We start from the raw sequence: 23,951 nt of genomic DNA on the forward strand, positions 1-23,951 counted from the left end.
TGTGTATATCGAGCCAGCATTTTCCAATCTCAATGCCCCGACACGAGCGCCACCTGCTCGATCGTGTAGCCCTGCTCGAACAGGCGCGATACGCCTTCATGGCGCAGGTCATGGAATTTCAGATCTTCGATTCCAAGGACCTGGCAGGCGCGCGGGAATATCGTGCTCACTGTTCCTTCGGTCACCGGGAAGATCCTGTCGCCTTTTTCGGGTTGCCGTCTGACGATTTCCCATGCCTCACCGAGCAGCGGCACCTCTTGGTCGTTGCCGACCTTTTCGGTCGGGTGCTTTCGATTGCGGATGATGATCGTCCGATCCTGTTGGTTCAGGTCGGCCCACTTGAGGCCGATGATCTCGCCCAGGCGCATCGCCGTGGCCACGGCGAATATAATGATGTTCGGCATCGGTACGCGCTGACGGCTGCCCTTCGCATGGAAATGCTCGCACAGCTTGTCAATTTTGGCCGTGGTGGGGCGCCTGGTGCGCTCTCGCGACTTGGTAGACACGCCCAGGTGCGCTAGTCGCGCGCGCGCATCGGAGACCGCCATCTGGTCCGCTGGCATCTTCCAGATGGCGCTGGCGGTTTTCAGGATGCCGCCTGTATAAGTGAGGTCGATCCCCACGGTCACGCCGCCGGCGCCGCCCGCGCGCCGCTGGTCGACGTATTTCCCCAAGCGGTCCGTGTTCAGCCCCGACAGCGGCACGCTGCCGAGCGCTGCCTTCAGCGTCTTGAGGGCTGCAGCCTTGTTCTTCCCAAACGGCCGGATCGCGCCGATCTCCTCGGTATAGCGATCAATCAGGTCGCCGAATGTTATAGAATTCAGGCTTCGATTGTCGCGGTAGAGGCTTGCGTCCATTTCTGACTCGACCTTCCGCGCCCATTCCGACGCTAGCGACTTCGTCGGGAACGACTTGCTGACCGACTTATGGCCGGTCCGGATCTCCGCAACCCAACTTCCCTCCCGCTTTCTGATCGAGGCCATACCGCAATTCTCTGCAATTTCTCCGTAGTGGTAGCGCAAAACACCACAAAAATCCGCAAATTACAGCAAGAATTGCGGAGGGCGGAATAAGCCAGAAATCGTATAAAACGCAATGAAATCAACTACATATAAGGGCAGGCGCTTAAGTGTAGCCCCCATGATGGATTGGACCGACCGCCACTGCCGCGTCTTCCACCGCCATATCACCCAGTACACCTGGCTGTACACCGAGATGGTCACCACCGGGGCCCTGGTGCATGGCGACGTCGAGCGCCACCTGCGCTACGACGGCATCGAGCATCCGGTAGCGCTGCAGCTGGGCGGCAGCGACCCGGCCGACCTGGCGCACAGCGCCAAACTGGGCGAGCAATGGGGCTATGAAGAGATCAACCTGAACTGCGGCTGTCCGTCCGAGCGGGTGCAGAAGGGCGCATTCGGCGCTTGCCTGATGAACGAGCCGCAGCTGGTGGCCGATTGCGTCAAGGCGATGCGCGACGCGGTATCGATCGACGTCACGGTCAAGCACCGCATCGGCATCGATTACAACGACGAGTACGGCTTCGTGCGCGACTTCGTCGGCACGATTGCCGACGCCGGCTGCAAGACTTTCATCGTGCACGCCCGCAATGCCGTGCTCAAGGGCTTGTCGCCCAAGGAAAACCGCGAGATCCCGCCGCTGCGCTACGCTGTGGCCTATGAGCTCAAGCGCGAGTTCCCGGACCTTGAAATCATCATCAACGGCGGCATCAAGACCAGCGACGAAGTCGCCCTGCACCTGGAACACGTCGATGGCGTGATGCTGGGCCGCGAGGCCTATCACAACCCGTGGGTGATGGCCGACTGGGACGCGCGCTTCTATGGCGCCGAACACACGTCGCGTGCGCGCGTGGAGGTGCTGGAAGCGATGATCCCCTATATCGAAGAACAGCTGCGCCTGTACGGCCCGCTCGGCCTGAAGCTCAACAGCATTACGCGCCACATGCTGGGCCTGATGGCCGGTCTGCCGGGTGCGCGTGCCTTCCGCCAAATCATGTCCGACTCGAAGCGGCTGGCAGCGGGTGACCCGCGCCTTTTGCTGGAAGCAGCTGCACAGATGCCGATCGCAGCATAAGTTTTTTATCGTAAACACAAGAAAAGGCGTGCCACGGCACGCCTTTTTTCATTTCCTGTAGACAAATCGCGACAATTCATTTGCAAAAACACCATTGTTGCCATGAAGAAGCTTGCTGTATGGAAACCATAAACCCATAATGCGGTTCTGTCCCAGCAGTTGTGCAGTGTCAACGTTGTTGTAGTGCTGAAACAGTTCGGTAGAGCAAGAGATTTTCCGGCGATAAAGCAAAGTTTTTGATTTATCCTGTGGGAAACAAGTGAAATGGATGAGCAACATCACATTCACACGCGCTTCGCACGGCGCCATCGCTCTCCGCGCGAGTTTCGATCAATAAAGTTACAGGGAAAAACACGAATGAACTTGAACAACATGAAGGTCGGCACCCGTCTGGCCCTCGGTTTCGCACTGGTCCTGGTCCTGCTTGTCGCAGTCGCGGTAGTAGGCATCCTGCGCATGGCGCAGATCCAGGATCGTCTCGACCACGTGGTCAGCGTCAGCAACGTCTCGACCGGCCTGGTGATCGACATGCGCAACAACGTCAGCGACCGTCTGGCATCGCTCCGTGTGCTGACCCTGATGACCGATCCGGCCGACATGGAGCCGGAGCTTGCCAAGTTCAAGGAACAGACCGCCAAGTACACCGAAACCCAGAACAAGCTCACCAGCATCTTCGCGGCCCATGCCAACGATAAAGAGAAGAGCCTGCTGGCGCAGATCAAGGAACACGAAGCGACCGCCATGCCGGCCATCGCCCGCGCTTCCGAACTGTACCTGGCGAATAACGCGATGGACGCCACCCGCGTCATGATCCGCGAAGTGCGCCCGGTGCAGAAGAAATGGACCGACTCGCTCAACCAGCTCGCGGCGCAGGAAGAAAAGCAGAACGCCCAGAGCAAGGTCGACGCCGAAGCCGCTTTCTCGAATGCCCGTAACTTCATGCTGGCGCTGCTGGTCATCGCCGTGGTGCTGGGCGCCGCAGCGGCCTGGTTCATCACCCGCAGCCTGATCAAGCAGCTCGGCGGCGAGCCCGGCTACACCGCCAAGATCGCCGGCAGCATCGCCCACGGCGACCTGTCGATCGCGATCGACACCAAGGAATCCGACCGCGGCAGCCTGCTGGTCGAAATGAAGGAAATGCGCAACAGCCTGGTCGGTATCGTCCAGCAAGTGCGCCGCGGCACTGAAACCATCGGCACCGCCTCGCGTGAAATCGCCGCCGGCAACATTGACCTGTCGTCGCGTACCGAACTGCAGGCCAGCTCGCTGGAAAAGACCGCCTCGGCGATGGAGCAGCTGACCTCGACCGTGAAACAGAACGCCGACAACGCCCGTGAAGCCAACGCGCTGGCCGCGACCGCCTCGAGCGTGGCGCTGAAGGGCGGCGAAGTGGTGTCGCAAGTGGTCGGCACCATGGGCGAAATCAATACCTCGGCCAGCAAGATCGCCGACATCATCGGCGTGATCGACGGCATCGCCTTCCAGACCAACATCCTGGCACTGAACGCCGCCGTCGAGGCAGCCCGTGCCGGCGAGCAGGGCCGCGGCTTCGCGGTGGTCGCTTCCGAAGTGCGCAACCTGGCCCAGCGTTCGGCTGCGGCAGCGAAAGAAATCAAGACCCTGATCAGCGACTCGGTCGAGAAGGTCGAGCGCGGCAGCAAGCTGGTCGGCCAGGCCGGCGTGACGATGGACGAGGTGGTGTCGAGCGTCAAGCGCGTGACCGACATCATGAGCGACATCGCCAGCGCCAGCGCCGAGCAAAGCGCCGGCATCGCCCAGGTGAATACCTCGATCATCGAGATGGACAGCATGACCCAGCAGAACGCCGCGCTGGTCGAAGAAGCCGCCGCCGCCGCCCAGAGCCTGCAGGACCAGGCCGCCGAACTGGCACGCGTGGTCAGCATCTTCAAGCTGGAAGAGGGCGAGCAGTTCCAGTTCGACGCGCCGGCCCCGGCTGCCGCTGCACCGGCAGCGCCGGTCACCGCGGTCGCCGTGGTACCGCGCCAACCGGCCAAGCGCAGCGCGCCGCCTGCGCTGAAGAAGCCGGTCGTAGCGAAAAAGGACGAGGCCGAAGACCAGCCGAAGCCGAAGAAGGCTGCCGCCACCGCCGGCGCCGACGAGTGGGAAGAATTCTAAGCAGTACCCGGATGACGGGAGACGTCATCGAGAAGTGATCAGGAAATACGCAGCAAACACGTAACACACAAGATGTACGTAGCGCCGGCCCTCAGGCCGGTGCACAGAGAGACTGACTAACCTTACTTAAAAACCTTTTGGGGAAATCATGAAAAACCTGTCCGCTAAGCTGTTCGTCGCACTGACCCTGACCGGCGCCGTTGGCGCGAGCGTCGCCGCCGAAGTGCCTGCATCGTTCGATCCGAAGAAGTGCTCGATCGAATATCCGAAGGCATCGCTGATGAACGAAGAGCAGGGCACGACCTCGGCGTCGTTCCTGGTCAATGCGGACGGCTCGGTGGCGGACTCGAAGATCGAAAAGTCGAGCGGCTTCAAGAACCTGGACAAGGCGCTGGTCAAGGGTCTGACCTCGTGCAAGTTCAAGCCGGGCACCAAGGACGGCGCACCGGCCCAGACCTGGACCAAGGTCGACTACGCCTTCAAGCTGGACTGATTTTCCTCTGAACAGCCGGCCTTCGGGCCGGCTGTTTTATTTCCGCAGTACCCTTCTGCAGCACCCACCCTCCAGCAGTTCCCACGCCGTCTCCCGGCACCACGCATCCTCTGTTGTCCAGCCGCGCTTCGATCGCCGCGTGCGCCGTTTCACGTTCGCTGTTACAAATTTGTTGCGGCATGTATCCACTGTAAAGACTTCCTTCAAATTACCTTTTTCGGCGTTTGGCTGGCTATAGTGGTTTCACACAAACCGAAGGAGAGCACCATGAAAGCCATTCTCACCGCTACCGCAGCCGCCCTGATCGCCACCGCCAGCTTCGCGCCGGCGCAAGCCCAGCCGCACCATCCGCGCGCCGACGTGATCATCATCAAGCAGGCGCCGCCGGCGCCGCGCCATGAAGCCGTGCCGAAGGCGCGCCGCGGTTACGACTGGGTACCGGGTTACTGGAACTGGAACGGCCGCCGCCATGAATGGGTCGCCGGTCACTGGGAAAAACTGCGTCCGGGCTATGTCTACCAGCGTGCCAACTGGCGCCATGACCGCAACGGCTGGCACCTGGAGCGCGGCGGCTGGCGCGCCGAACGCCATGCCGCACTGCGCGACCGTGACCGCGACGGCGTCCCGAACCGCTATGACAGCCGTCCGAACAACCCGTACCGCAACTAAGACGTCACTATAAAGAAGGCCCGCTGATGCGGGCCTTTGCACATGGAATGGCTGCTAGGTAACGGCGTAATCGCCGCCGCACACCTGGTTGCGGCCCGACTGCTTGGCCTGGTACAGCAGCACGTCGGCGCGCTCGACCAGCACCGCCGCCGACTCGGCCGGGATGCCGCCGGCCAGGGTATGCACCCCGGCGCTGATGGTGACGATGCCGGGCCCGTTGCCGGCATGCGGGATCTGCAGCGCCATCACCGCCGCGCGAATGCGCTCGGCCACCATGCGCGCGCCGGCGGCGTCGGTATCCGGCAGCAGCGCCACGAATTCTTCCCCGCCATAGCGCGCCGCCAGGTCGGCCGGGCGCGCCAGGCTGCCTCTGAAGGCGTCCGCCACCCGGCGCAGGCAGGCGTCGCCTTCCACGTGGCCGTAGGTGTCGTTGAAGCGCTTGAAGTAATCGACGTCGAACATCACCAGCGACAGCGGCGTGCCGCTGCGGGTGGCGCGCGCGGTTTCCTGCTGCAGCGCTTCCTCGAAGCGGCGCCGGTTGGCGATCCCGGTCAGGCCGTCGTGATCGGCCAGCACCGCCAGTTCGCGGTTGTGCTGCTGCAGCGTCTCGCGCGCCTGCACCAGCTCGTGTTCGAGGTGGTCGCGGATCATGATCTGGCGCACCAGGCGCCCGCCGAACACCAGCAGCAGCACGATCGCCACCACCGTGATCGCGGCCTGGGTCAGCGTCGAGTGCCACCAGTCGCGCAGGATCTCGTCGCGCGACTGGGCGGTGGCGATAATCAGGGGATAGGTTTCCAGATGCCGGTAGCTGTACAAGCGCTCGATATTGTCGATGTTCGAGCGCAGCATGGCGCTGCCGGCCGGGCCCTTCTCGCGGTACATCTGGTACACCGGCCCGCCGCTGATGTCGGTGCCGATCAGTTTTTCGCTGTGCGGATGGCGATACACCAGGGTGCCGTCGTCGAGCGTCAGGAAGATCACGCCTTCCCGGCCGACGTCGAAGCTTTCGTACAGCTTGGAGAAATAGTCGATGCGGATCGTGCCCAGCGCCACGCCGGCGAAGCTGCCGTCAGGGCGCTCCAAGCGGCGCGAGACCGGCAGCACCCAGTCCCCGGTCGAACGGCTGCGCACCGGTTTGCCGATGTGCACGCCGCGGTCGGGATGGGTGGCATGGTATTTGAAGTAGCCGCGGTCGGCGTTGTTGTGCAGCGGCGTGCGGTCGAGCGAGGTCATCAGCCAGCTGCCGTCGGCGCCGAACACGAACAGGCCGTGCAGTTCCTCGACCTGGGCCACCATGTTCTTGAGGTGCTGGTGCAGGCGGCTGTTGTCGCCGCTGACCACGCCCTGCATGCCTTCGGTCTCGACCCGCTCGACCACGCCGGCCAGCACCGTATCGACCACCCGCATCGCGCTTTCGCCTTGCGCCGCCAGCGCATGCGACATGTTCGTGGTGCTGATGCTCACTTCGCGCAGCCGGTCTTCGCGTGCGCGCCATGCGTCGGAACTCTGGATCGTCAGCAATAGCAGGCACAGCGCCACCACGAACAGGACGGCGTAACGGACGGCGGGGCGCTTTTCGGCGTTCAGGCGGGTGATACGGGGATTGGCACTCTTGTCTGGCATGGATTTGAACTGAAAGTCATCCGCCACGAGCATACCATCTGGCACTGAAAGCGGTTCACTTTATTTCTTTTGAAAAACTCGCAGATTGTCTCACATCGGTCGTGGCGTGCTTGTAAAGTTGAGCTCTTTTACATTGGTGTCCGCGCAACATGGCGCGACGTTGCAGTTGCCAATACAGTCGTGCCAAGCCTGCGGCATAGGATCAGCCGACGCGCAATCCGAGCTTGGCCACCAGTTCCGCCGCCTGGCGCGGGGTGATCCAGGCGCCCTGGAACAGCTTGGCGTCCGCCAGCCGCAAGCCGCCCAGGTCGGCTTCGCGCAGGTCGGCATTGTCGAAGCGCGCGCCTTTCATGTTGGCGCCGCGCAGGCTGCCGCCTTCGAACACGGCGTCGCGAAAGTCGCAGCCGCCGAGGTCGGCGTCGGCCAGGTCCAGCTGCCTCAGGTGCGCCTTGCGGAACGACATGCGGCGCAGGTCGGCGCTATTCATCAGGCATTCTTCGAACACCAGGCCGAGATGGGCGGCTTCCTCGAAGTTGGCACCGGTCAGCTTGCAGCCCTTGAGCGTGCTCGATGCCAGGCGCGCGCGGCGCCAGCTGCTGTTGTTCAGGTCGCAGCTCTGGAACTGGGCATCGGTGAGATCGGCCGCTTCGAAGTCGGCTTCGCGGCCGCGGCAGCGATGCCAGACCGTTTGCGCCAGGGTGGCGGCATAGAACGAGGTTTCGGCGATCGAGCAGCTGCTGAAAGAGCACGCGCGCAAATCGAGCCGCGACAGGTCGACACCGTCGAGCGCGCACTCCTGGAATGCCAGCGTGGCGTGCTGCGCCAGCAGCGCCTCGATCTCGGCGCGGCCGAGCGTTTCTCCAACAACCTGCATGTGACGCCACCTTCCGGAAAACAAAAAAGGCCACGTGCCGGAGCAGGTGACCTTGTTTGCTGAATTCTTTGGGGTGGCTGATGGGACTCGAACCCACGACAACAGGAATCACAATCCTGGACTCTACCAACTGAGCTACAGCCACCATTGCTTGTTACTGCTTTTCTATCTCTGTGTTGCCGAGACAGAACGAGATTATACGAGCTACTTCGCAAACTGGCAAATTTAAATGTGCGGACTGTTCAGCCAGCCCGCGGGCAGCGGCAAGTCGACCTCGAGCACGGGCGGATCGATGCCGAGCAGGCTGTTGAACGCGGCCGTCAACGCGGCAGCGCCGGCGCTGGTATAGCCGCTGAGGGCGGCCGTGCCGCTGTCATCCGGATCGCGCAGCAGGGCGCCTGCCGCCAGCAGCCGCGCCAGTTGGCGCGCCACCGCGTCGCCGGTGTCGACCAGGGCTACGTCCGGCTTGCCGTAGGCAGCCAGCACGTGGCTGATCGCGGTGCGCACCAATGGATAGTGGGTGCAGCCCAGCACCAGCGTATCGGCGCCATGGTCGAGCAGCGGCCAGATGTAGCGCGCCAGCATGGCACGGGTGTTTTGCGAATCCAGGTCGCCGGTCTCGATCAGGTCGACCAGGCCGATGCATGGCTGCAGCAGGAACTCGGCGCCGGTGCTCTGATGGATCTGGTCGCGCAGGGCCAGGAACTTGGCGCCGCGCAGGGTGCGCTCGGTGGCCAGTACGCCGACCTTGCCGGTCTTCGACAGGGCGGCGGCCGGCTTCAGGCCCGGTTCGACGCCGACGATCGGCAGGGCGGGATGGCGTTCGCGCAGTTCGCGCACGGCGGCCACCGTCGCGGTATTGCAGGCGACCACCAGGGCCTTGGCGCCTTGTCCGAGCAGGTAGTCGGCGATGGTCAGCACGCGCTCGATCACGATGGCTTCGGGCTTGTCGCCGTAGGGGGCGAAGCCGGAGTCGGCGAAGTAGAGCAGGTGTTCGTGCGGGAGTTGCGCGTGGATGTGGCGCAGGACTGAAAGGCCGCCGAGGCCGGAGTCGAAGATGCCGACGGGGGCGGCGGTGGGGAGGGACGCGGTCATTGGGTGACCATTCTGGGCTGGTTGGACGCGTCGGCGGGGGACCCGCCAACCCTACGCGATGCCCGGGTGGGCATCGCACATTTCGCTATCAGGCGGCGTTGACCGGGATGCCTTTCAGCGACTCGATCTTGGCCGACCATTCCTTCGGACCGGTGTTGTGGACCGAGGTACCGGTGGAGTCCACCGCGACGGTCACCGGCATGTCGGTGACGTCGAACTCGTAAATCGCTTCCATGCCCAGGTCTTCGAATCCGACCACCTTGGCCGACTTGATCGCCTTCGAGACCAGGTAGGCCGAGCCGCCGACCGCCATCAGGTAGGCCGACTTGTGCTTCTGGATCGATTCGATCGCCGCCGGGCCGCGCTCGGCCTTGCCGATCATCGAGATCAGGCCGGTCTTTTCCAGCATCATGTCGGTGAACTTGTCCATGCGGGTGGCGGTCGTCGGACCGGCCGGGCCGACCACTTCCTCGCCCACCGGATCGACCGGGCCGACGTAGTAGATCACGCGGTTGGTGAAGTCCACCGGCAGCGATTCGCCCTTGGCCAGCATGTCCTGGATGCGCTTGTGGGCTGCGTCGCGGCCGGTCAGCATCTTGCCGTTCAGGAGCAGGGTCTGGCCCGGCTTCCACGAGGCGACTTCTTCGCGGGTCAATGTGTTGAGGTCGACGCGTTTCGACTTCTCGGTGTCCGGGGTCCAGTGCACTTCAGGCCAGGTCGACAGCGCCGGCGGTTCGATGTAGGCAGGGCCCGAGCCGTCCAGCACGAAGTGGGCGTGGCGGGTGGCGGCGCAGTTCGGGATCATCGCCACCGGCTTGGAGGCCGCGTGGGTCGGGTACATATTGATCTTCACGTCGAGCACCGTGGTCAGGCCGCCCAGGCCCTGGGCGCCGATGCCGAGCGCGTTGATCTTCTCGCACAGCTCGATGCGCAGTTCTTCCAGCTTGTTTTGCGGGCCGCGCTGCTTGAGCTCGTACATGTCGATGTCTTCCATCAGCGACTCTTTCGCCATCAGCATCGCCTTTTCGGCGGTGCCGCCGATGCCGATGCCGAGCATGCCCGGCGGGCACCAGCCGGCGCCCATCAGCGGCACGGTCTTGAGCACCCAGTCGACCAGCGAGTCGGAAGGGTTGAGCATGACGAACTTGGTCTTGTTTTCCGAGCCGCCGCCTTTGGCAGCGAGCTTGACGTCGACGGTATCGCCCTCGACCAGTTCCATGTGCACCACGGCCGGAGTATTGTCCTTGGTATTCTTGCGCTCGAAGTGCGGGTCGGCCACGATCGAGGCGCGCAGCTTGTTGTCCGCGAAGTTGTAGGCGCGGCGCACGCCTTCGTTGACGGCGTCGGTGACCGAACCGGTGAAGCCCTCGAAGCGCACGCCCATGCCGACCTTCAGGAACACGTTGACGATGCCGGTGTCCTGGCAGATCGGACGCTTGCCCTCGGCGCACATGCGCGAGTTGGTCAGGATCTGGGCGATCGCGTCCTTGGCAGCCGGGCTTTGCTCGCTTTCATAAGCGCGCGCCAGGTGCTGGATGTAGTCCGCCGGATGGTAGTAGCTGATGTACTGCAGTGCTGCCGCGACCGATTCGATCAGGTCGTCTTGGGTAATCACGGTTGCCATTGTCGCTCTCGTTCAGGGGTACCAGGAAAAAGTCCGGCTCGTGCGGCCAGTTGTTAATGCTTGTGCGTGTTCATCACGATGCGGTCGGTATAGGCGATGGCCATGGCCGACAGCAGGAAAGCAAAGTGAATCAAGGTTTGGAAGAACAGTGTTTTCACGTCATACGATGACGCGTTGATGAAGGTTTTCAGCAGGTGGATCGACGAAATGCCGATGATCGCCATCGCCAGCTTGGTCTTCAGCACCGATGCGTTGACGTGCGACAGCCATTCCGGCTGGTCTGGATGACCCTCCAGGTGCATGCGCGAGACGAAGGTTTCGTAGCCGCCGATGATCACCATGATCAATAGATTCGAGATCATGACCACGTCGATCAGGCCCAGCACCACCAGCATGATGATGGTTTCGTTCAGGCGGGTAGGACGCACGGCGCCAGGCACGCTGACGGCGTCGATGATGTGTTTCAGGGCATCCGCATTGCCCATGGCGGCGCCGATCAGGTCGACGAGTTCGACCCAGAAATGGAACACGTAGACGCACTGCGCCAGGATCAGGCCGAGGTACAGCGGCAGCTGCAGCCAGCGGCTGGCGAAGATCAGGTTGTTCAGCGGGGTCAGTTTTTTGGCGGGTTGATTCGGTGGTAGCGCGGACATCGGGAACAAGACTCCAGGGGGAATGCGTGAAAATTCAACTCAGCATTTTACACCGGCGCCTGGCGATGAGGTGTGGCGCGCTGTGCTCTTGCACGCTTTGCAACGGACGGCGGTAGAATCGTCGCGTGGGCGCCGGACGAATGTGCCGCAGGCGCCGAGACAAGAAGCCCGTGGCCGGTCGCCCGTATGGACGGCGCCATGCAAGGGCTCAGTGTAAGGGGGAAGTAAGCGAGCGCCCCTAAGGTATTTGGCAAAACACACTACTATGGAGACTAGTATGGCCGAGAACGAGACCACCCAGGACCAGAACCAGGGCCTGCAGGAACACCGCGTGTTCAATCCCCCAGCCGGCTTCGCCGACAAGGCCGCCGTCAACGGCATGGCCGCCTACGACAAGCTGTGCGCCGAAGCGGCCAACGACTACGAAGGTTTCTGGGCGCGCCTGGCGCGCGAGAACATCGACTGGCACAAGCCATTCACCAAGACCCTGGACGAATCGAACGCACCGTTCTACCAATGGTTCGCCGACGGCCAGATCAACGCATCCTACAATTGCCTCGACCGCAATCTCGAGAACGGCAACGCGGATAAAACCGCGATCATCTTCGAGGCCGACGACGGCGCCGTCACCAAAGTCACCTACCGCGAGCTGCATGCACGGGTCGGCAAGTTCGCCAACGCCCTTAAATCGCGTGGCATCAAGAAGGGCGACCGCGTCGTCATCTACATGTCGATGTCGATCGAAGGCGTGACCGCGATGCAGGCCTGCGCCCGCATCGGCGCCACCCACTCGGTGGTGTTCGGCGGCTTCTCGGCCAAGTCGCTGCAGGAGCGCATCATCGACGCCGGCGCCGTGGCCGTCATCACCGCCGACGAGCAACAGCGCGGCGGCAAATCACTGCCACTCAAAGCCATCGTCGACGAAGCGCTGAACCTGGGCGGCTGCGACAGCGTGAAGGACGTGATCGTCTACAAGCGCACCGGCGGCGACATCGCCTTCAAGGAAGGGCGCGACATCTGGCTGCACGACTTCATCGAAGGCCAGAGCGAGCTGTGCGAACCGGAATGGGTCGATGCCGAGCACCCGCTGTTCATCCTCTACACGTCCGGCTCGACCGGCACTCCGAAAGGCGTGCAGCACTCGACCGGCGGCTACCTGCTGTGGGCCGCGCTGACGATGAAGTGGACCTTCGACCTGAAACCGGAAGACGTCTACTGGTGCACCGCCGACATCGGCTGGATCACTGGCCACACGTATATTGCCTACGGCCCGCTGGCAGTCGGGGGCACGCAAGTCGTGTTCGAAGGCGTGCCGACCTTCCCGCACGCCGGCCGCTTCTGGGAAACGGTCGCCAAGCACAAGGTCTCGATCTTCTACACCGCGCCGACGGCGATCCGTTCGCTGATCAAGGCCTCGGACCTTGATGCGAAAGTGCATCCGAAGAATTTTGATCTCTCCAGCCTGCGTCTGCTGGGTTCGGTCGGCGAGCCGATCAATCCGGAAGCCTGGATGTGGTACTACAAGAACGTCGGCCAGGAACGCTGCCCGATCGTCGACACCTTCTGGCAGACGGAAACGGGCGGCCACATGATCACTCCGCTGCCGGGCGCGACCCCGATGGTGCCGGGTTCGTGCACGCTGCCGCTGCCGGGCATCATGGCCGCGATCGTGGACGAAGCCGGCGCCGACGTGGCCAACGGGCAGGGCGGCATCCTGGTGGTGAAACGTCCATGGCCGTCGATGATCCGCACCATCTGGAACAACCCGGACCGCTTCCGCACCAGCTACTTCCCTGAGGAACTGGGCGGGAAATACTACCTGGCCGGCGACGGCGCGATCCGCAACAAGGACACCGGTTACTTCACCATCACCGGCCGCATCGACGACGTGCTGAACGTCTCGGGCCACCGCATGGGCACGATGGAAATCGAGTCGGCGCTGGTGGCGCATCCGATCGTGGCCGAGGCGGCAGTGGTCGGCAAGCCGGACGACACCACCGGCGAATCGATCTGCGCTTTCGTCGTGCTCAAGCAGGCGCGTCCGACCGGCGAGGATGCCAAGAAACTGGCGGCCGAGCTGCGCACCTGGGTCGGCAAGGAAATCGGCCCGATCGCCAAGCCGAAAGAGATCCGCTTCGGCGACAACCTGCCGAAGACCCGCTCCGGCAAGATCATGCGCCGCCTGCTGCGCGTGCTGGCCAAGGGCGAGAACATCACGCAAGACGTCTCGACGCTGGAAAATCCTGCGATCCTGGAGCAGCTCAAGGAAAGCGCGTAAGGTCCGTAACCTGTCGCGGCTTTCGGGCCGCGCAGGCTTGCCCGCTTCCTCGCGAGAGGGGCGGGCATTTTTTTGTCCGTGTCACGGGTGTAGGGCTTGTCGTCCACGCGCCCCGGCCAACCCTACAATTTCTGCAGCTGCTGTTTCGCGTAATCGGCGCCAGACCCGGACGGCGCAAGCTCTAGATAGGTCTTGAACGCCGCCTTCGCCTTATCACCCTGGTTCGCGCGCGCATACGCATCGCCCAGATTGCGATACGCCACCGCGCGCGACGGATCCATCTTGATCGCATTCTCGAACCAGCGCGCCGCCTCGATGAAACGGTCCTGCTTGTAGAACACGAACCCGAGATTATTGGCCGCCAACGCAAAGTCCGGCCGCAGCTTGAGCGCCTCGGTAAATTGCGCCTCGGCCTGCGCGTACTGCTTCTCTTTATACAGCTGCAGCCCCAGGTCATTGGCCCGCTGCGCTGCCTGCCGGCTGGATACCGGCACCGCTGCCGGCGCCTTGATCCTGGTCTCGCCACCCTGCAAGTCCTTTACCACCACGGTAGCGGACGGCGCCGACGCCTGGGCATCGAGCTTGCTGTTGAGCGCGATCGCATCGTTCGACAGCTGCGCCGTCGAGGTATTCAGGAACTCGGTCTCTTCCGGCAGCTCGAACACGAAGTCGCCGCCCTCGGACCCCGGCAGGCTGCCGAAGGCCGGCGTCTGGCGCGACACGCTCGACACCGCCGGCGCCACGTAGGCCGCCAGCTCGGTGGCGGTGATCAAGCCGTCGCCATTCAGGTCGCCCTTGCCGCCCAGGCCTTGCAGCAAGGTCCAGGTGAACACCGAATGCCCGTTCGGCCCGCCGTCGGCGACCAGTTGATCGGTGCCGCCGGCGGTCAGCATCTGCCGTCCCAGCCGGCGCGCATTGTCGCGCAGGAAGGATGCGTTGGCCGCGCCGCGCGTCAGGCCCAGGCCGCTGTAGCAGGCGTCCATCACGAATAAAGCATGCTTGGCCGGCAGGCTTTCCGCGATGTTCTGGATTTCGGTCATCGGGATGGCGTCGGTAGCTAGATTATTAGGGTCGGCGTCGTAGGGCACGATATAGCCGAGGTCGCGTCCCGAGCTCAGCTTGCGCGTGGCGCCGTGGCCGGCGAAGAACACGAACACGCGGTCGTTCGGCTGCAGGCCGCGGTGTGCCAGCTGGCCGTGGAAAGCGGCCAGGATGCCTTCGCGCGTGGCCTGCTCGTTCTTGAGTGTGATCACGCGCTCCTGGGCGAAGCCGAACTTGCTCACCAGCGCCTGGCCCACGCCCTCGGCATCGCGCACCGCGTATTCCAGGCGCGGCCACTTCGGATAATTGTCGATGCCGACCAGGATCGCCCACGAGTTGGCATAGCCGGTCGCGGCCGCGCGCGGCACCGGCGCCGGCTTGGCATCGCCGGCGACCTTGAAGGTCTCGCCATCCCAGCCGGCGAACTGGTAGCCCTCGGCGGCCAGGCGTTCGAGCACGGCCGGCAGCGCCTTGACGGTGCGCTCGTGGATGTCGTGGAACAGGATGATGCCGCGGCCCTCTTTCTCCACGGCGCGCAGCACGCGGTCGGCGATCGAGGAGGGCACCGGATCGGCCCAGTCGAGCGAATCGATATTCCACATCATCGATTTCAGCTGCGCATTGGCCAGCAGCTGCATGCCTTCGCGGTTGCGTGCGCCGTAGGGAAAGCGGAACAGGCTCGAGCGCTGCGGGTCGACCGCCTTGAGCAGGGTGTCGGTATTGAGGATCTCGGCCTTCAGGTTGTCGCCGCTCTGTTTCGACAATTGAGCATGCGAAAAGCTGTGGTTGGCCAGCACGTAGCCGGCATCCTTCAGCTTGCGGCTGACCTGCGCGCCCGGGTTCAGCTTGGCGGTGCCTTGCGCGTCGAGCGAGCCCAGGTTGCGGCCGACGTTGAAGAAGATCGCCGGCGCGTTGTACTGCTTCAGGATGGCGGCGATCTCTTCGCTGTAGCGGCGGTGCGGGCCGTCGTCGAAGGTCAGCAGCACCGTCTTCTTCGGCAGCGACTTGCCGAAGATTTCCTCGCCTTCGCGTCCGGCCTGGGACGGCGTTGGCGGTTCTTGCGGCTCCGGCCTGGCGGGGTAGGGCATGACCACGCCGTAGTCCTTCAGGATGCGCTCGCGCTGATACAGCGTTTTCAGGTAGGCGACGTAGCTGTCCCACTTCTCGCGCTTGAGTTCGATAGAGCGGGTCTCGAAGCGGCCGAAGATGGCGCGGATTTCTTTTTCATAGTTGCGCTCGATCTCGGCCAGCGCGTCCAGGTCTTCCGAGATGCGCTTGTGCAGCTTGATCGCCGGCAACGAGGAATCGTTGGCGACCAGCGCCTGCAGGCCGTGCATCGTCTCGCGGAAGGCCAGGCGGTCGGCGTCGTACAGGCCTTCGCCGGATTCGACGTAGTCGAGCAGGGTGCCGATGGCGTCGAAGCGGCGCGGGTTTGGTGACGTCACCAGCGCGGCGAGGGCGGTGTCGACCTTGGCGATGCGTTCCTGGTTTTCGTGGAACAGTTGCTGGCCGACTCGGTTGGCCTGGGCGCGTTCGTCGGACGACAGCGTGGCTTCGTCATGCGTCAGCACGATGATCTTGCGGTAGGCGTCGAGCATCGCGCGCAGGTCGGTTGAGATGGCGCTGACGTCGGAGGCGGGGCTTGGCGCTTGTTGCTGGGATGGCGGAGCGGAGGAGGCGGGCTTGCGGCTGACGAGCCAGCTGCCGGTGCCGGCGCCCGCTGCGGCGACGGCGAAGATGACGAGGTAGAGTGCTTTGCGCTTCACTTGAAGGTCCGGAATGGGAGCGTGTTCGACGGATGTGTATCCGAACAACAATACCATTTGTCACGTGAGACTTGGTGTGCCGGGAGCAACGCTTGTCGGGTCTGCTGACCATGCGCCAGCGCGATACGGTTATCGGTCTTGTACTGATGGGAATACTTGCTATAATAGGTGGCTTCGTGGGAGTCCCGCGAACACCCATCAGGAGAGATGGATGAGTGGTTTAAGTCGCACGCCTGGAAAGCGTGTATAGGTTCATAGCCTATCGGGGGTTCGAATCCCCCTCTCTCCGCCAGAATTTTCCTTTGCTTTCAAGTCGTTGAATTTAAAGCGTTTTCCATCAAAACTTCTTCTCTGGTTGGAGTAGGGTTTTGGAGTAGTGGACGACGCTTTTTTGTTCCGCCTCTGCCTTCTCTGCTACCCAACTTTCGTTTCTGCCTTCCTGCAATATCAGCGCGCAAACTACATTGCCACATTGCAAACGCTCTAGTAACATTAGGTAACTTTACCACTAGGCATTTGCATGAAAGAGACCAAATCGTTGGAAGTCGTGATTAGGTATGACGGCAGCACTGCAGATGCTGGTCATCTAAATCTTTATCAAGCGGCAGAGTCACTTGATGGGATTGCGCGTGTAGTAAACGTAGTGGTTCACGCCTTCGCCAATCAAGGGGAAATTAGGGAGCGACTGACCGCCCCTGAGGGTGCCCAAACCTATCTTTCAGCCGCAAAAAAAGGCTGTTTCGAAGAATCCGTGACCGTTGTATTCGGCGCGGAAGTAGTTGAAAGAATTAAGCCAAGCGTCATAGTGGGAAATTTCTGGGACTTTTTCACGGCTAGTATTTCTGCTGCTATTGGTAGGGACTATGATCCTAATACACCAATGGTAAGGAAAATCTCAGAAAAGAACGAGACTTTCTTTGAGGAAATAGCGGAAGAGCTTGAAAATTCGCTTCAACGCCTACATCGTCCGATTAAATCACAGGGCGCACATACGATCACATTTTCTCGACCCTATGTACGTGATATGGTTACGCTGGACCGCGACTCTTTAGATTATGTCAGTATACGAGAGCAAGAAAAAGACCTCACCTATTGGCGCGGTAATGTAACGAAATATAATTCGCTATCAGGGTATGGCCGCGTTTATTTAGATGAAATCGGGGAAACTATCCCATTCAAGATAGATCGTTTCAAGGAAAACGTTTCTGCGCAGAGAGCAGCTGCAGCCTCAATGAGCGAACGAGTTCATGAAGAAGCCGGGAAACGGAGAATCGGAGCTTACGCAGTTCGCAATTCGTCAAATACACTTAAGCGACTCACGATTGCAGAGTTCAAGGTTGAAGATGAGTGATCCGTCGCTTTACTGCTTCCCAAGAACATTAGACTGCCGACTTATGGCTGAGTGGGGCGTCTTTTGGCAAGCGTTGTCGACTATTTGTGCCGTAATTGTTGGTGCCGTGGGTCTCTACAAGATTTATCGCGAGCTTGAGCGTCTTTACGAACAAAGGCAAAAGGATATAGAAGACAAGAATGCGGCAGGGAAGCTAAAACGCACGGAATTTTTTTTAAATCAGCACCGTCGGCTATTCGATAATACGGAGTTGTTTTCTGTGCTATGTCTGATCGATGGCGATGAGCTGTCTCTTGCAACCGGTGTTGGGATGCCTGATAAGAAGCGAAAGTTTTTGACCTTTTTGGAAGAGATTGCGTTACTTGTTAAGTCCGGTCAAATTGATGCGCATGTTGCGTATTATATGTTTGGATATTATGCAAATTGTGCCCTGACCGGTAAAAATTTCGCTTCGGGCATCGATACTTCCAAAAAATACTGGGGTTTGTTATACCAGTTTGCTGCAGATTCGCGAGATTATCTCGATCAGCATCCAGATGGGCCGCCGCATGATCTAAGCCTTTAATCGCTAACATCCACGCATGGTGCCGAGACTGTCTGATATGCAGGACCATAGAGGATTTGTTCAACAGATCAATGGAAATTTGAGGTGTCAATGTTATCGTTTCAGATTGCTGAGTTAGTCGATGAGGTTGTTGAGGGAATTTCCGAGACGAATGCTTTCGTTGGAGCCGTTCATCTTCTGTCTGAACCATTGATTCAAATAGCTGAGGCTCTGTATGGCGTCGGCACCAATACGAATAATCCAGCCTACGCAAGCTCGCTACTCAGTGTGTTGAATTCGTTCCATGAGAGAAAATCGTCAATCATTCCAAGGAAATTCTATGCCGCCCTTGAAGTCGTCCACGACTCTTTGATTGATTTTCAGAGTAAGACAAATCAACGCACAGAATATCTTGACAGCCTTATACTCGACGTCGACGGTTTCGCGGAGGCTTTCGATACATATTTGGCGACTCCCAATGCAGCTAATGCTGCTCCTCTCGCACTCGCGGCACCTCGGCTGGCCCAAAGGCTTAACGATTTCAGGAATTCTTTAAATTTTTTCAAGGGGCTAATACAACCCTTACCATCTCGCGATACTGGTGGTGATGTACTTACGATTATACTGTCAGGTACTTTTGATTTTAAAAGCTTTGTGTTAAGGCTGCAGGCAATTCAGTCAATATATTCTGAGTTATGTGAGTTGCTGAAAATTTCTGAAATTGACCACCCTTTGGAGATGGCTAAGGTCGAGTCGGGTAGTTTGCTGGCGAAAGTAGCTGGTAGTACTGTTGTCATAGGTCTAATGGTTCAGTTTATCCAAAGTGGTGCGACCTATGCTTACGATAACTATACGGTCGAGGGGCGAATTAACGCAATTCCAAGACGAGTAGAGTCGCTGGATAAGGTAATTGGCCTCACTCAAAAGTTGAAAGACGCAGGTGTAGATACAACGGCAATAGATGAGCATGTGGCAAAATCAGCCCATGCCATCGCTAAAGATCTCGATACACTGCTTGATAAGCAACCTTCCATTATTCTGAATGGACTTGAAATTTCAGGAGTCAGAGAGGATTCGCGTAAGCAAATCCCCTATCGAAGTGTTCCTCGATTGATTACGAGCAGCAAGCCTTGAATTCTGCAGGTTTTGGCATATATTCAGTTCCATGCAGACTAATGTACTTGCCGTGCTGAAGCTCAAATCCTCATGCAGGTGGTTAAATTTGACGCAGATTAAACACTTTACTACCAACTGTCTCCTAAAGGCGGGGCAGTCAGAATTCAGTGTTGTCTGTTGGTTGATCTAGGTGGTAGTCCTCAGGATCATGAAGTCAGATTTTTAACGAAGTTCTCGATAGCTTCAACATTGAGAATGAACGGGTTTGGGGCCGTGCTCAAAGGTTTTAAATGGGATAAAAATGCAAAAATTTGTTGTTGATAAAGACGATAATAGTCAAACGGTCAATGCTTGGTATCGTATTTGTCAAGATAAACAGCTACCCTACATCATCATTGAAAAACGGACGAAATATGCAACCGTTCGCTGGGACTACTTTAGTTATACTAAAGAAAATGAAGAAAAAATAATTGACAATCAAAACATTTATGTCGAAGAGCTTGAGGCAATTTTTCAGAAGTATCGCAATCCAAAGTCTAAGCCTCGTATAGACGGTTTTGGGCTTGTCTACTATTTTGATATTGAGGTGGAGAAAGCTCCTGCATTAGCAGAAGAGCTTTATGATATTGTAGTTAAAATTGTAGGTTGATATGGCAAGAGTTCCAGGACTACGGGAAGAAGTAGAAGAGGTTTTCGATAAGAGTGAGCGAAGAAAAATAAAGTTGCTTTACTTAGCTAACAAATATTTCTATGTTGTCGGTTTGGTCGTCGGTATCTCATTAGGTTTTTTGCTTCAAAATCTTGACCTTTTGATTTTTTTTGTTTTAGCAATTTCAGCTTTTTGCTACTTCTGGATTGATATTTACTTGCTCAAGCAAGACGGTAAATTTTTCAACTCTGCTGGTCACTCAAAGCAAGAAATTTTTGATAGATATTATGCGAAAGAAATCAGCAGGCAGCTATCATTGAGGTTTACAACCCCTCAAGCTTTAGTATCTCAAAGTAGTATGAGTCTGGAAGAAAGAAGGGCAGATTTTAAAAGGGTGCAAGCCAAGCATTTAGAAAATGAATTTTATAGCTCTGACTGGCGATACTTTGTAGCTCAAGTAATCCACTATGATTAAAGCCCTTCGGGGCTTTTTTCGTCTATAAAAATTCGATATCATTGGTTAGTTGATTTTGCCGTTATTTCCTTTATCCTAATTATGCAAACTCGGGAAGAGGGGAGCGAAGAGAACTATGCAATCACTGCTCGCCAATCGCCAATCGCGAATCACAGAGCTAGCTTCGCCAGGAAGGCTAATGAGAGCCGTGTTTCGCTGTCCCCCTTAGACAAACAGGGCGGAGGTGGTCCCAAAAGGAAAGATTTTTTGGAGCCGGTGTGCCCTTTGTCGCTCGACCCCAAGTGCGAACTTCTCGTCCTATACATCGACAAGCCTACTACCCAACGCGCCGCTCGCTCTTGCCCTGTTCATTGGGCGGCGAGCGGCGCCGTGGATAACCGCAGAAGCCTTACTAGGGTTTCTTAGATTTCGTAGCGGTCTTAATGGTTTTAGTGGCCGTAGTTTTGGTTGTGTCGGTTTTCGCAGCTTGAGTGGAGTCGCTGACAGTTCCGTTAGGAGTCGAAATCACCGAGGATTTGGTCAGATCCTTGCTTTTTAGTAAAATATTTCGCTCCATATACGCCAAGAAACTATTTCCTAGTGCAGTAATAGCAAAGCGACGGTACCTAACACCAGCCACTTTCTCGTTAATTGCTAAGCCATGCACCTGCAACTTAGGACAAATCGTGGTGTAGTAAAACATCTCTGCTTCGTTAGCATTCATTGCGTTGGTCACTCCACTTATAAGAGTTTCCTTGTTGGCATAGAAGAGGTTGAGTAGATCCGCTTTTTCTTCTTTACCTTTATTTAACGACGCAGGGACAGTTATTTCAATTGCTGTAAGCACTTTCTGCAACTCGGCGAATAAATCTTGTGCTTTGCTTTTCTGTTGAGCCGCCTTTTGCTCCAGTGCTGCTAGAGATTCTTTAAGTTTTCGATTTTCTTCAGCAAGTTTTGCTATTTCATCGAACATGGGCTTCGTGTCAACAACGGCATCGGCTGGCACCCAGCCTCTAAGTTCGCGTTTTGAAGCAAAGTCAGCAAGGCTCTCGTAGACGCAAAGTTTAATGTCTTTTTCGTCTTCAAAGAATGAGGAAATGTTCGTTAGAACTTTATCGCGGAATGTTTTTAGTAGCTTTGGATTATCTCTTTCAATAAAATCCAAGCCTTCTTTCTTTACCTTTCTTTCAAGAGCGTCGTCTTTAATTACGATTGCGAAAACTGGCTTACCTTGTTCAAGCGCGTAATCATACTCGAGCTCAGTATATCCCATTCCCGATTCAGGTTCAACTGATCCATATCTGCCGCCTAAGATGAGCATGTATACGTCAGACTCATCGATCCATTGTTTGATCGTTTCCATTTGAGAACGATCGCCCGCAGTAAATAATTCCATGCCTGCCGGTATATGGCCGGCCTTCAAAATAGCACTTACTGCAGCTTGACGTTCCAGCAACAAATCTTTGTAAGTGCTTGAAATGAACACTTGAAGTCGACGTTTCATAATTATTGAAAGAGTGTATGAGTTTAAGTGTGCTATTGAGAGGTTATGATCGGTCGCACGTTAGATAGTAGGTAACCGATCATACTAGTACTATAGCGCAACTCAGTAGAAGGTAGTTGTTGATTTGCAACCACTGTATCGCGATAGGATGCCTGGTTCATAGCCTATCGGGGGGCGAATTCCCACCCCTCTCCCAACAACATTCAAAAGTCTCGTTGCAGGGGCTTTTCTGTTTTGCTGCCCCGCTCGAACTTAATTCGGAACGACAGCCGATGGTGGATAGTCGACTCCCCGGAATAGCAAATCACACAACTCAGCACGCGCATTAACCTTGGCCGCTATGCCATGCGGCGCGATCGAGATTGAACTGTCGCGCTGCGCTACCATCGGCCAAACCGGCAAGCCATCCCCATTGGGATCACCATTGCGAATGAAATTCGCCCAGTAGCGCTGCACCGGCGGCCAGTCGCCCGGCGGCGTCGCAGACGGTCGCGCGTGATACACGTAGTCCATCTCGGTCGTGTGTTCAGGCGGCTTGCCCGAACCAGGCGCGCCGAAGCCGAATTCGTAACGCCACACCCGTGTCCCGGCGTCGCGCATGCGATGCGCCAGCCAGCGCGCAGGGCAGCGGAACCACATATCAGTCATGACCTGGGTCGGTACGTTGCCGAGCAGCGGATCGGCGTCCGGCGCCTTGCCATCGCGGTAGCCGTATAAGGGCAGCGCAGCGGCCGCCTTCGCGCCGAATGCCGCCTGCACCATTGCTGCGCCGGCGTCCTGCTTGCGATCACCCCCTAGCTCCTGCGTATTGCTTCCGATGATGATGGCTATATCCCGCCCGGCACCATTGGCATGGGCAGCAGCGTAGCTGTGCGGCAGGACGTAACCATCCAGGTTCAATTGTTCCCACGTGAAGCTGGGATCGACACCAGGCGATACCGGGAGATTGAGCGCGGCCGCGTTGATCTTGTCCGCAGGCAGCTTGCGCAGAGCCGCCAGGCCTGCAGTCCCCGCCGGCAGCTTTAGTCGCGCCAGCAGTTCGTTGCCCATGGCGTCGCTGTGCGCGGCCGTGCGCGGTGCGCCAGGGGCCGCCGATTGAATAATGGCTCGCTGGAACAGTCCCTTCGCCAGTGGAGAGTAGGTAAGGAACAAAGCGTCAGTGGCGCCTGCCGAGCTACCGCTGATGGTGACGCGTGCCGGATCGCCACCGAAAGCGGCGATATTGGTCTGTACCCATTTAAGTGCCGCAATCTGGTCGAGCAGGCCGTAATTGGCCGATGACTGATGCGGATCTTCCTTGCGCAGCGCCTCGAGCCCGAGAAAACCGAACGCACCGAGCCGGTACTGCATCTTGACCAGCACGATGCCTTCACGATGCAGCGCGTCTTGCTCCAGGCTGCCGGCGGCGCCAGCGGCATTGGAACCGCCGTGGATGTACACCAGCACTGGCAGCCGTGCTTGCCGATCGAGCGTCGGCGTGTGAATCGCCACCGTGAGGCAATCCTCGCTGGCGTCTTTAATGAGGGCGGCGTTCCATCCTGCATCCGCCTGCACGCACGCGGGCGCTTGTTTGCCGGCATCCCGCACCCCGGCCCACGGCGCACGCGGAGCCGGCGGCTTCCAGCGTAGCTGGCCGCTTGGCGCGGCCGCGTAGGGGATGCCATAGAAAATGGTACTGCCATCGGGCATGGCGAGGCCGCTAACTCTGCCGCCGGACACCGAGACCTGCTGGGCCATGGTGATCGGCAGGTGCAGAAGCAGCAACACACCCAGCAAGGTTTTCAACGAAAACAACACCATTCTTATTTTCCTTATCGGTAGATGACTTCGAATCTGTCGCGCAAGGTCAGCGCCGATATAGACGCCGGCTGAACATCTACAAGCTTCACACGGAACAATCAAAATACGTAATGTTCAGCCCGTGTCGACTTTTCGGATCTGACCCCGCATGTTTTTAGATGAGCAATGGCTTGTAGATATAGCA

General features: G+C 58.6%; 19 protein-coding genes and 2 tRNA genes. 11 read left to right on the forward strand and 10 right to left on the reverse strand.

What is annotated here, in order from left to right; genetic code table 11:
* Window positions 1-29: 29 nt before the first annotated feature.
* Complete coding sequence (locus RTQ83_RS17835; RefSeq protein WP_312517309.1) at window positions 30-983, reverse strand: site-specific integrase; 954 nt, start codon at window positions 981-983, stop codon at window positions 30-32.
* A gap of 112 nt (window positions 984-1,095) precedes the next feature.
* On the opposite strand from RTQ83_RS17835, the gene dusA reads away from it, so the two are divergent.
* The 4 genes from dusA to RTQ83_RS17855 all read left to right on the forward strand — a co-directional run bounded on the left by dusA (window position 1,096) and on the right by RTQ83_RS17855 (window position 5,392).
* Complete coding sequence (dusA, locus tag RTQ83_RS17840) at window positions 1,096-2,094, forward strand: tRNA dihydrouridine(20/20a) synthase DusA (protein WP_312517312.1); 999 nt, start codon at window positions 1,096-1,098, stop codon at window positions 2,092-2,094.
* A gap of 357 nt (window positions 2,095-2,451) precedes the next feature.
* Complete coding sequence (locus RTQ83_RS17845) at window positions 2,452-4,230, forward strand: methyl-accepting chemotaxis protein (protein WP_312517315.1); 1,779 nt, start codon at window positions 2,452-2,454, stop codon at window positions 4,228-4,230.
* Window positions 4,231-4,378: 148 nt separating this feature from the next.
* Window positions 4,379-4,723 carry an energy transducer TonB gene (locus tag RTQ83_RS17850; RefSeq protein WP_312517318.1) on the forward strand — a complete coding sequence of 115 codons (345 nt, stop codon included), beginning with the start codon at window positions 4,379-4,381 and terminating at the stop codon, window positions 4,721-4,723.
* Between the two features lie 267 nt (window positions 4,724-4,990).
* Complete coding sequence (locus RTQ83_RS17855) at window positions 4,991-5,392, forward strand: YXWGXW repeat-containing protein (protein ID WP_312517320.1); 402 nt, start codon at window positions 4,991-4,993, stop codon at window positions 5,390-5,392.
* Window positions 5,393-5,446: 54 nt separating this feature from the next.
* Here the strand turns inward: RTQ83_RS17855 and RTQ83_RS17860 are convergent, their stop codons facing one another.
* From RTQ83_RS17860 to RTQ83_RS17885, 6 genes are all read right to left on the reverse strand, one after another.
* On the reverse strand, window positions 5,447-7,018 hold the full coding sequence (locus RTQ83_RS17860) for a sensor domain-containing diguanylate cyclase (protein ID WP_312517323.1): 1,572 nt from the start codon (window positions 7,016-7,018) through the stop codon (window positions 5,447-5,449).
* A gap of 202 nt (window positions 7,019-7,220) precedes the next feature.
* A complete protein-coding gene (locus RTQ83_RS17865; RefSeq protein WP_312517326.1) occupies window positions 7,221-7,892 on the reverse strand; it encodes a pentapeptide repeat-containing protein in 672 nt (223 codons plus the stop codon).
* A 69-nt stretch (window positions 7,893-7,961) separates the two neighbouring features.
* Window positions 7,962-8,037 (reverse strand) — tRNA-His (locus RTQ83_RS17870).
* 80 nt (window positions 8,038-8,117) lie between these two features.
* Window positions 8,118-8,987 carry a glutamate racemase gene (murI, locus tag RTQ83_RS17875; RefSeq protein WP_312517329.1) on the reverse strand — a complete coding sequence of 290 codons (870 nt, stop codon included), beginning with the start codon at window positions 8,985-8,987 and terminating at the stop codon, window positions 8,118-8,120.
* An 88-nt stretch (window positions 8,988-9,075) separates the two neighbouring features.
* Entirely contained in the window at window positions 9,076-10,611 is a 1,536-nt protein-coding gene (locus tag RTQ83_RS17880) for a fumarate hydratase (RefSeq protein ID WP_312517332.1), read from the reverse strand.
* A 53-nt stretch (window positions 10,612-10,664) separates the two neighbouring features.
* A complete protein-coding gene (locus tag RTQ83_RS17885) occupies window positions 10,665-11,264 on the reverse strand; it encodes a TIGR00645 family protein (protein ID WP_312517335.1) in 600 nt (199 codons plus the stop codon).
* A 277-nt stretch (window positions 11,265-11,541) separates the two neighbouring features.
* On the opposite strand from RTQ83_RS17885, the gene acs reads away from it, so the two are divergent.
* Entirely contained in the window at window positions 11,542-13,542 is a 2,001-nt protein-coding gene (gene acs, locus RTQ83_RS17890) for an acetate--CoA ligase (protein WP_312517338.1), read from the forward strand.
* Between the two features lie 122 nt (window positions 13,543-13,664).
* Here the strand turns inward: acs and RTQ83_RS17895 are convergent, their stop codons facing one another.
* Window positions 13,665-16,349, reverse strand: a complete 2,685-nt coding sequence (locus tag RTQ83_RS17895; protein ID WP_312517341.1) for a polysaccharide deacetylase family protein — start codon at window positions 16,347-16,349, stop codon at window positions 13,665-13,667.
* A 201-nt stretch (window positions 16,350-16,550) separates the two neighbouring features.
* On the opposite strand from RTQ83_RS17895, the gene RTQ83_RS17900 reads away from it, so the two are divergent.
* The 6 genes from RTQ83_RS17900 (at window position 16,551) to RTQ83_RS17925 (ending at window position 20,484) form a co-directional block, all read left to right on the forward strand.
* Window positions 16,551-16,641, forward strand: a tRNA-Ser gene (locus RTQ83_RS17900).
* Window positions 16,642-16,869: 228 nt separating this feature from the next.
* Window positions 16,870-17,700, forward strand: a complete 831-nt coding sequence (locus RTQ83_RS17905) for a hypothetical protein (protein ID WP_312517344.1) — start codon at window positions 16,870-16,872, stop codon at window positions 17,698-17,700.
* Window positions 17,693-18,265, forward strand: a complete 573-nt coding sequence (locus tag RTQ83_RS17910; protein ID WP_312517347.1) for a hypothetical protein — start codon at window positions 17,693-17,695, stop codon at window positions 18,263-18,265. Before RTQ83_RS17905 ends, RTQ83_RS17910 begins: the two co-directional genes overlap by 8 nt.
* Window positions 18,266-18,349: 84 nt before the next feature.
* A complete protein-coding gene (locus tag RTQ83_RS17915; RefSeq protein ID WP_312517350.1) occupies window positions 18,350-19,378 on the forward strand; it encodes a hypothetical protein in 1,029 nt (342 codons plus the stop codon).
* A gap of 283 nt (window positions 19,379-19,661) precedes the next feature.
* On the forward strand, window positions 19,662-20,009 hold the full coding sequence (locus RTQ83_RS17920) for a hypothetical protein (protein WP_312517352.1): 348 nt from the start codon (window positions 19,662-19,664) through the stop codon (window positions 20,007-20,009).
* 1 nt (window position 20,010) lies between these two features.
* A complete protein-coding gene (locus RTQ83_RS17925; RefSeq protein WP_312517355.1) occupies window positions 20,011-20,484 on the forward strand; it encodes a hypothetical protein in 474 nt (157 codons plus the stop codon).
* 391 nt (window positions 20,485-20,875) lie between these two features.
* Here the strand turns inward: RTQ83_RS17925 and RTQ83_RS17930 are convergent, their stop codons facing one another.
* Entirely contained in the window at window positions 20,876-21,967 is a 1,092-nt protein-coding gene (locus tag RTQ83_RS17930) for a DUF4062 domain-containing protein (RefSeq protein WP_312517358.1), read from the reverse strand.
* Between the two features lie 252 nt (window positions 21,968-22,219).
* Window positions 22,220-23,767, reverse strand: a complete 1,548-nt coding sequence (locus RTQ83_RS17935; RefSeq protein ID WP_312517361.1) for a carboxylesterase family protein — start codon at window positions 23,765-23,767, stop codon at window positions 22,220-22,222.
* Window positions 23,768-23,951 lie beyond the last annotated feature (184 nt).

The sequence above is a fragment of the Massilia sp. genome (assembly GCF_031995545.1).
In the GTDB taxonomy this organism is placed as follows: domain Bacteria; phylum Pseudomonadota; class Gammaproteobacteria; order Burkholderiales; family Burkholderiaceae_D; genus Telluria.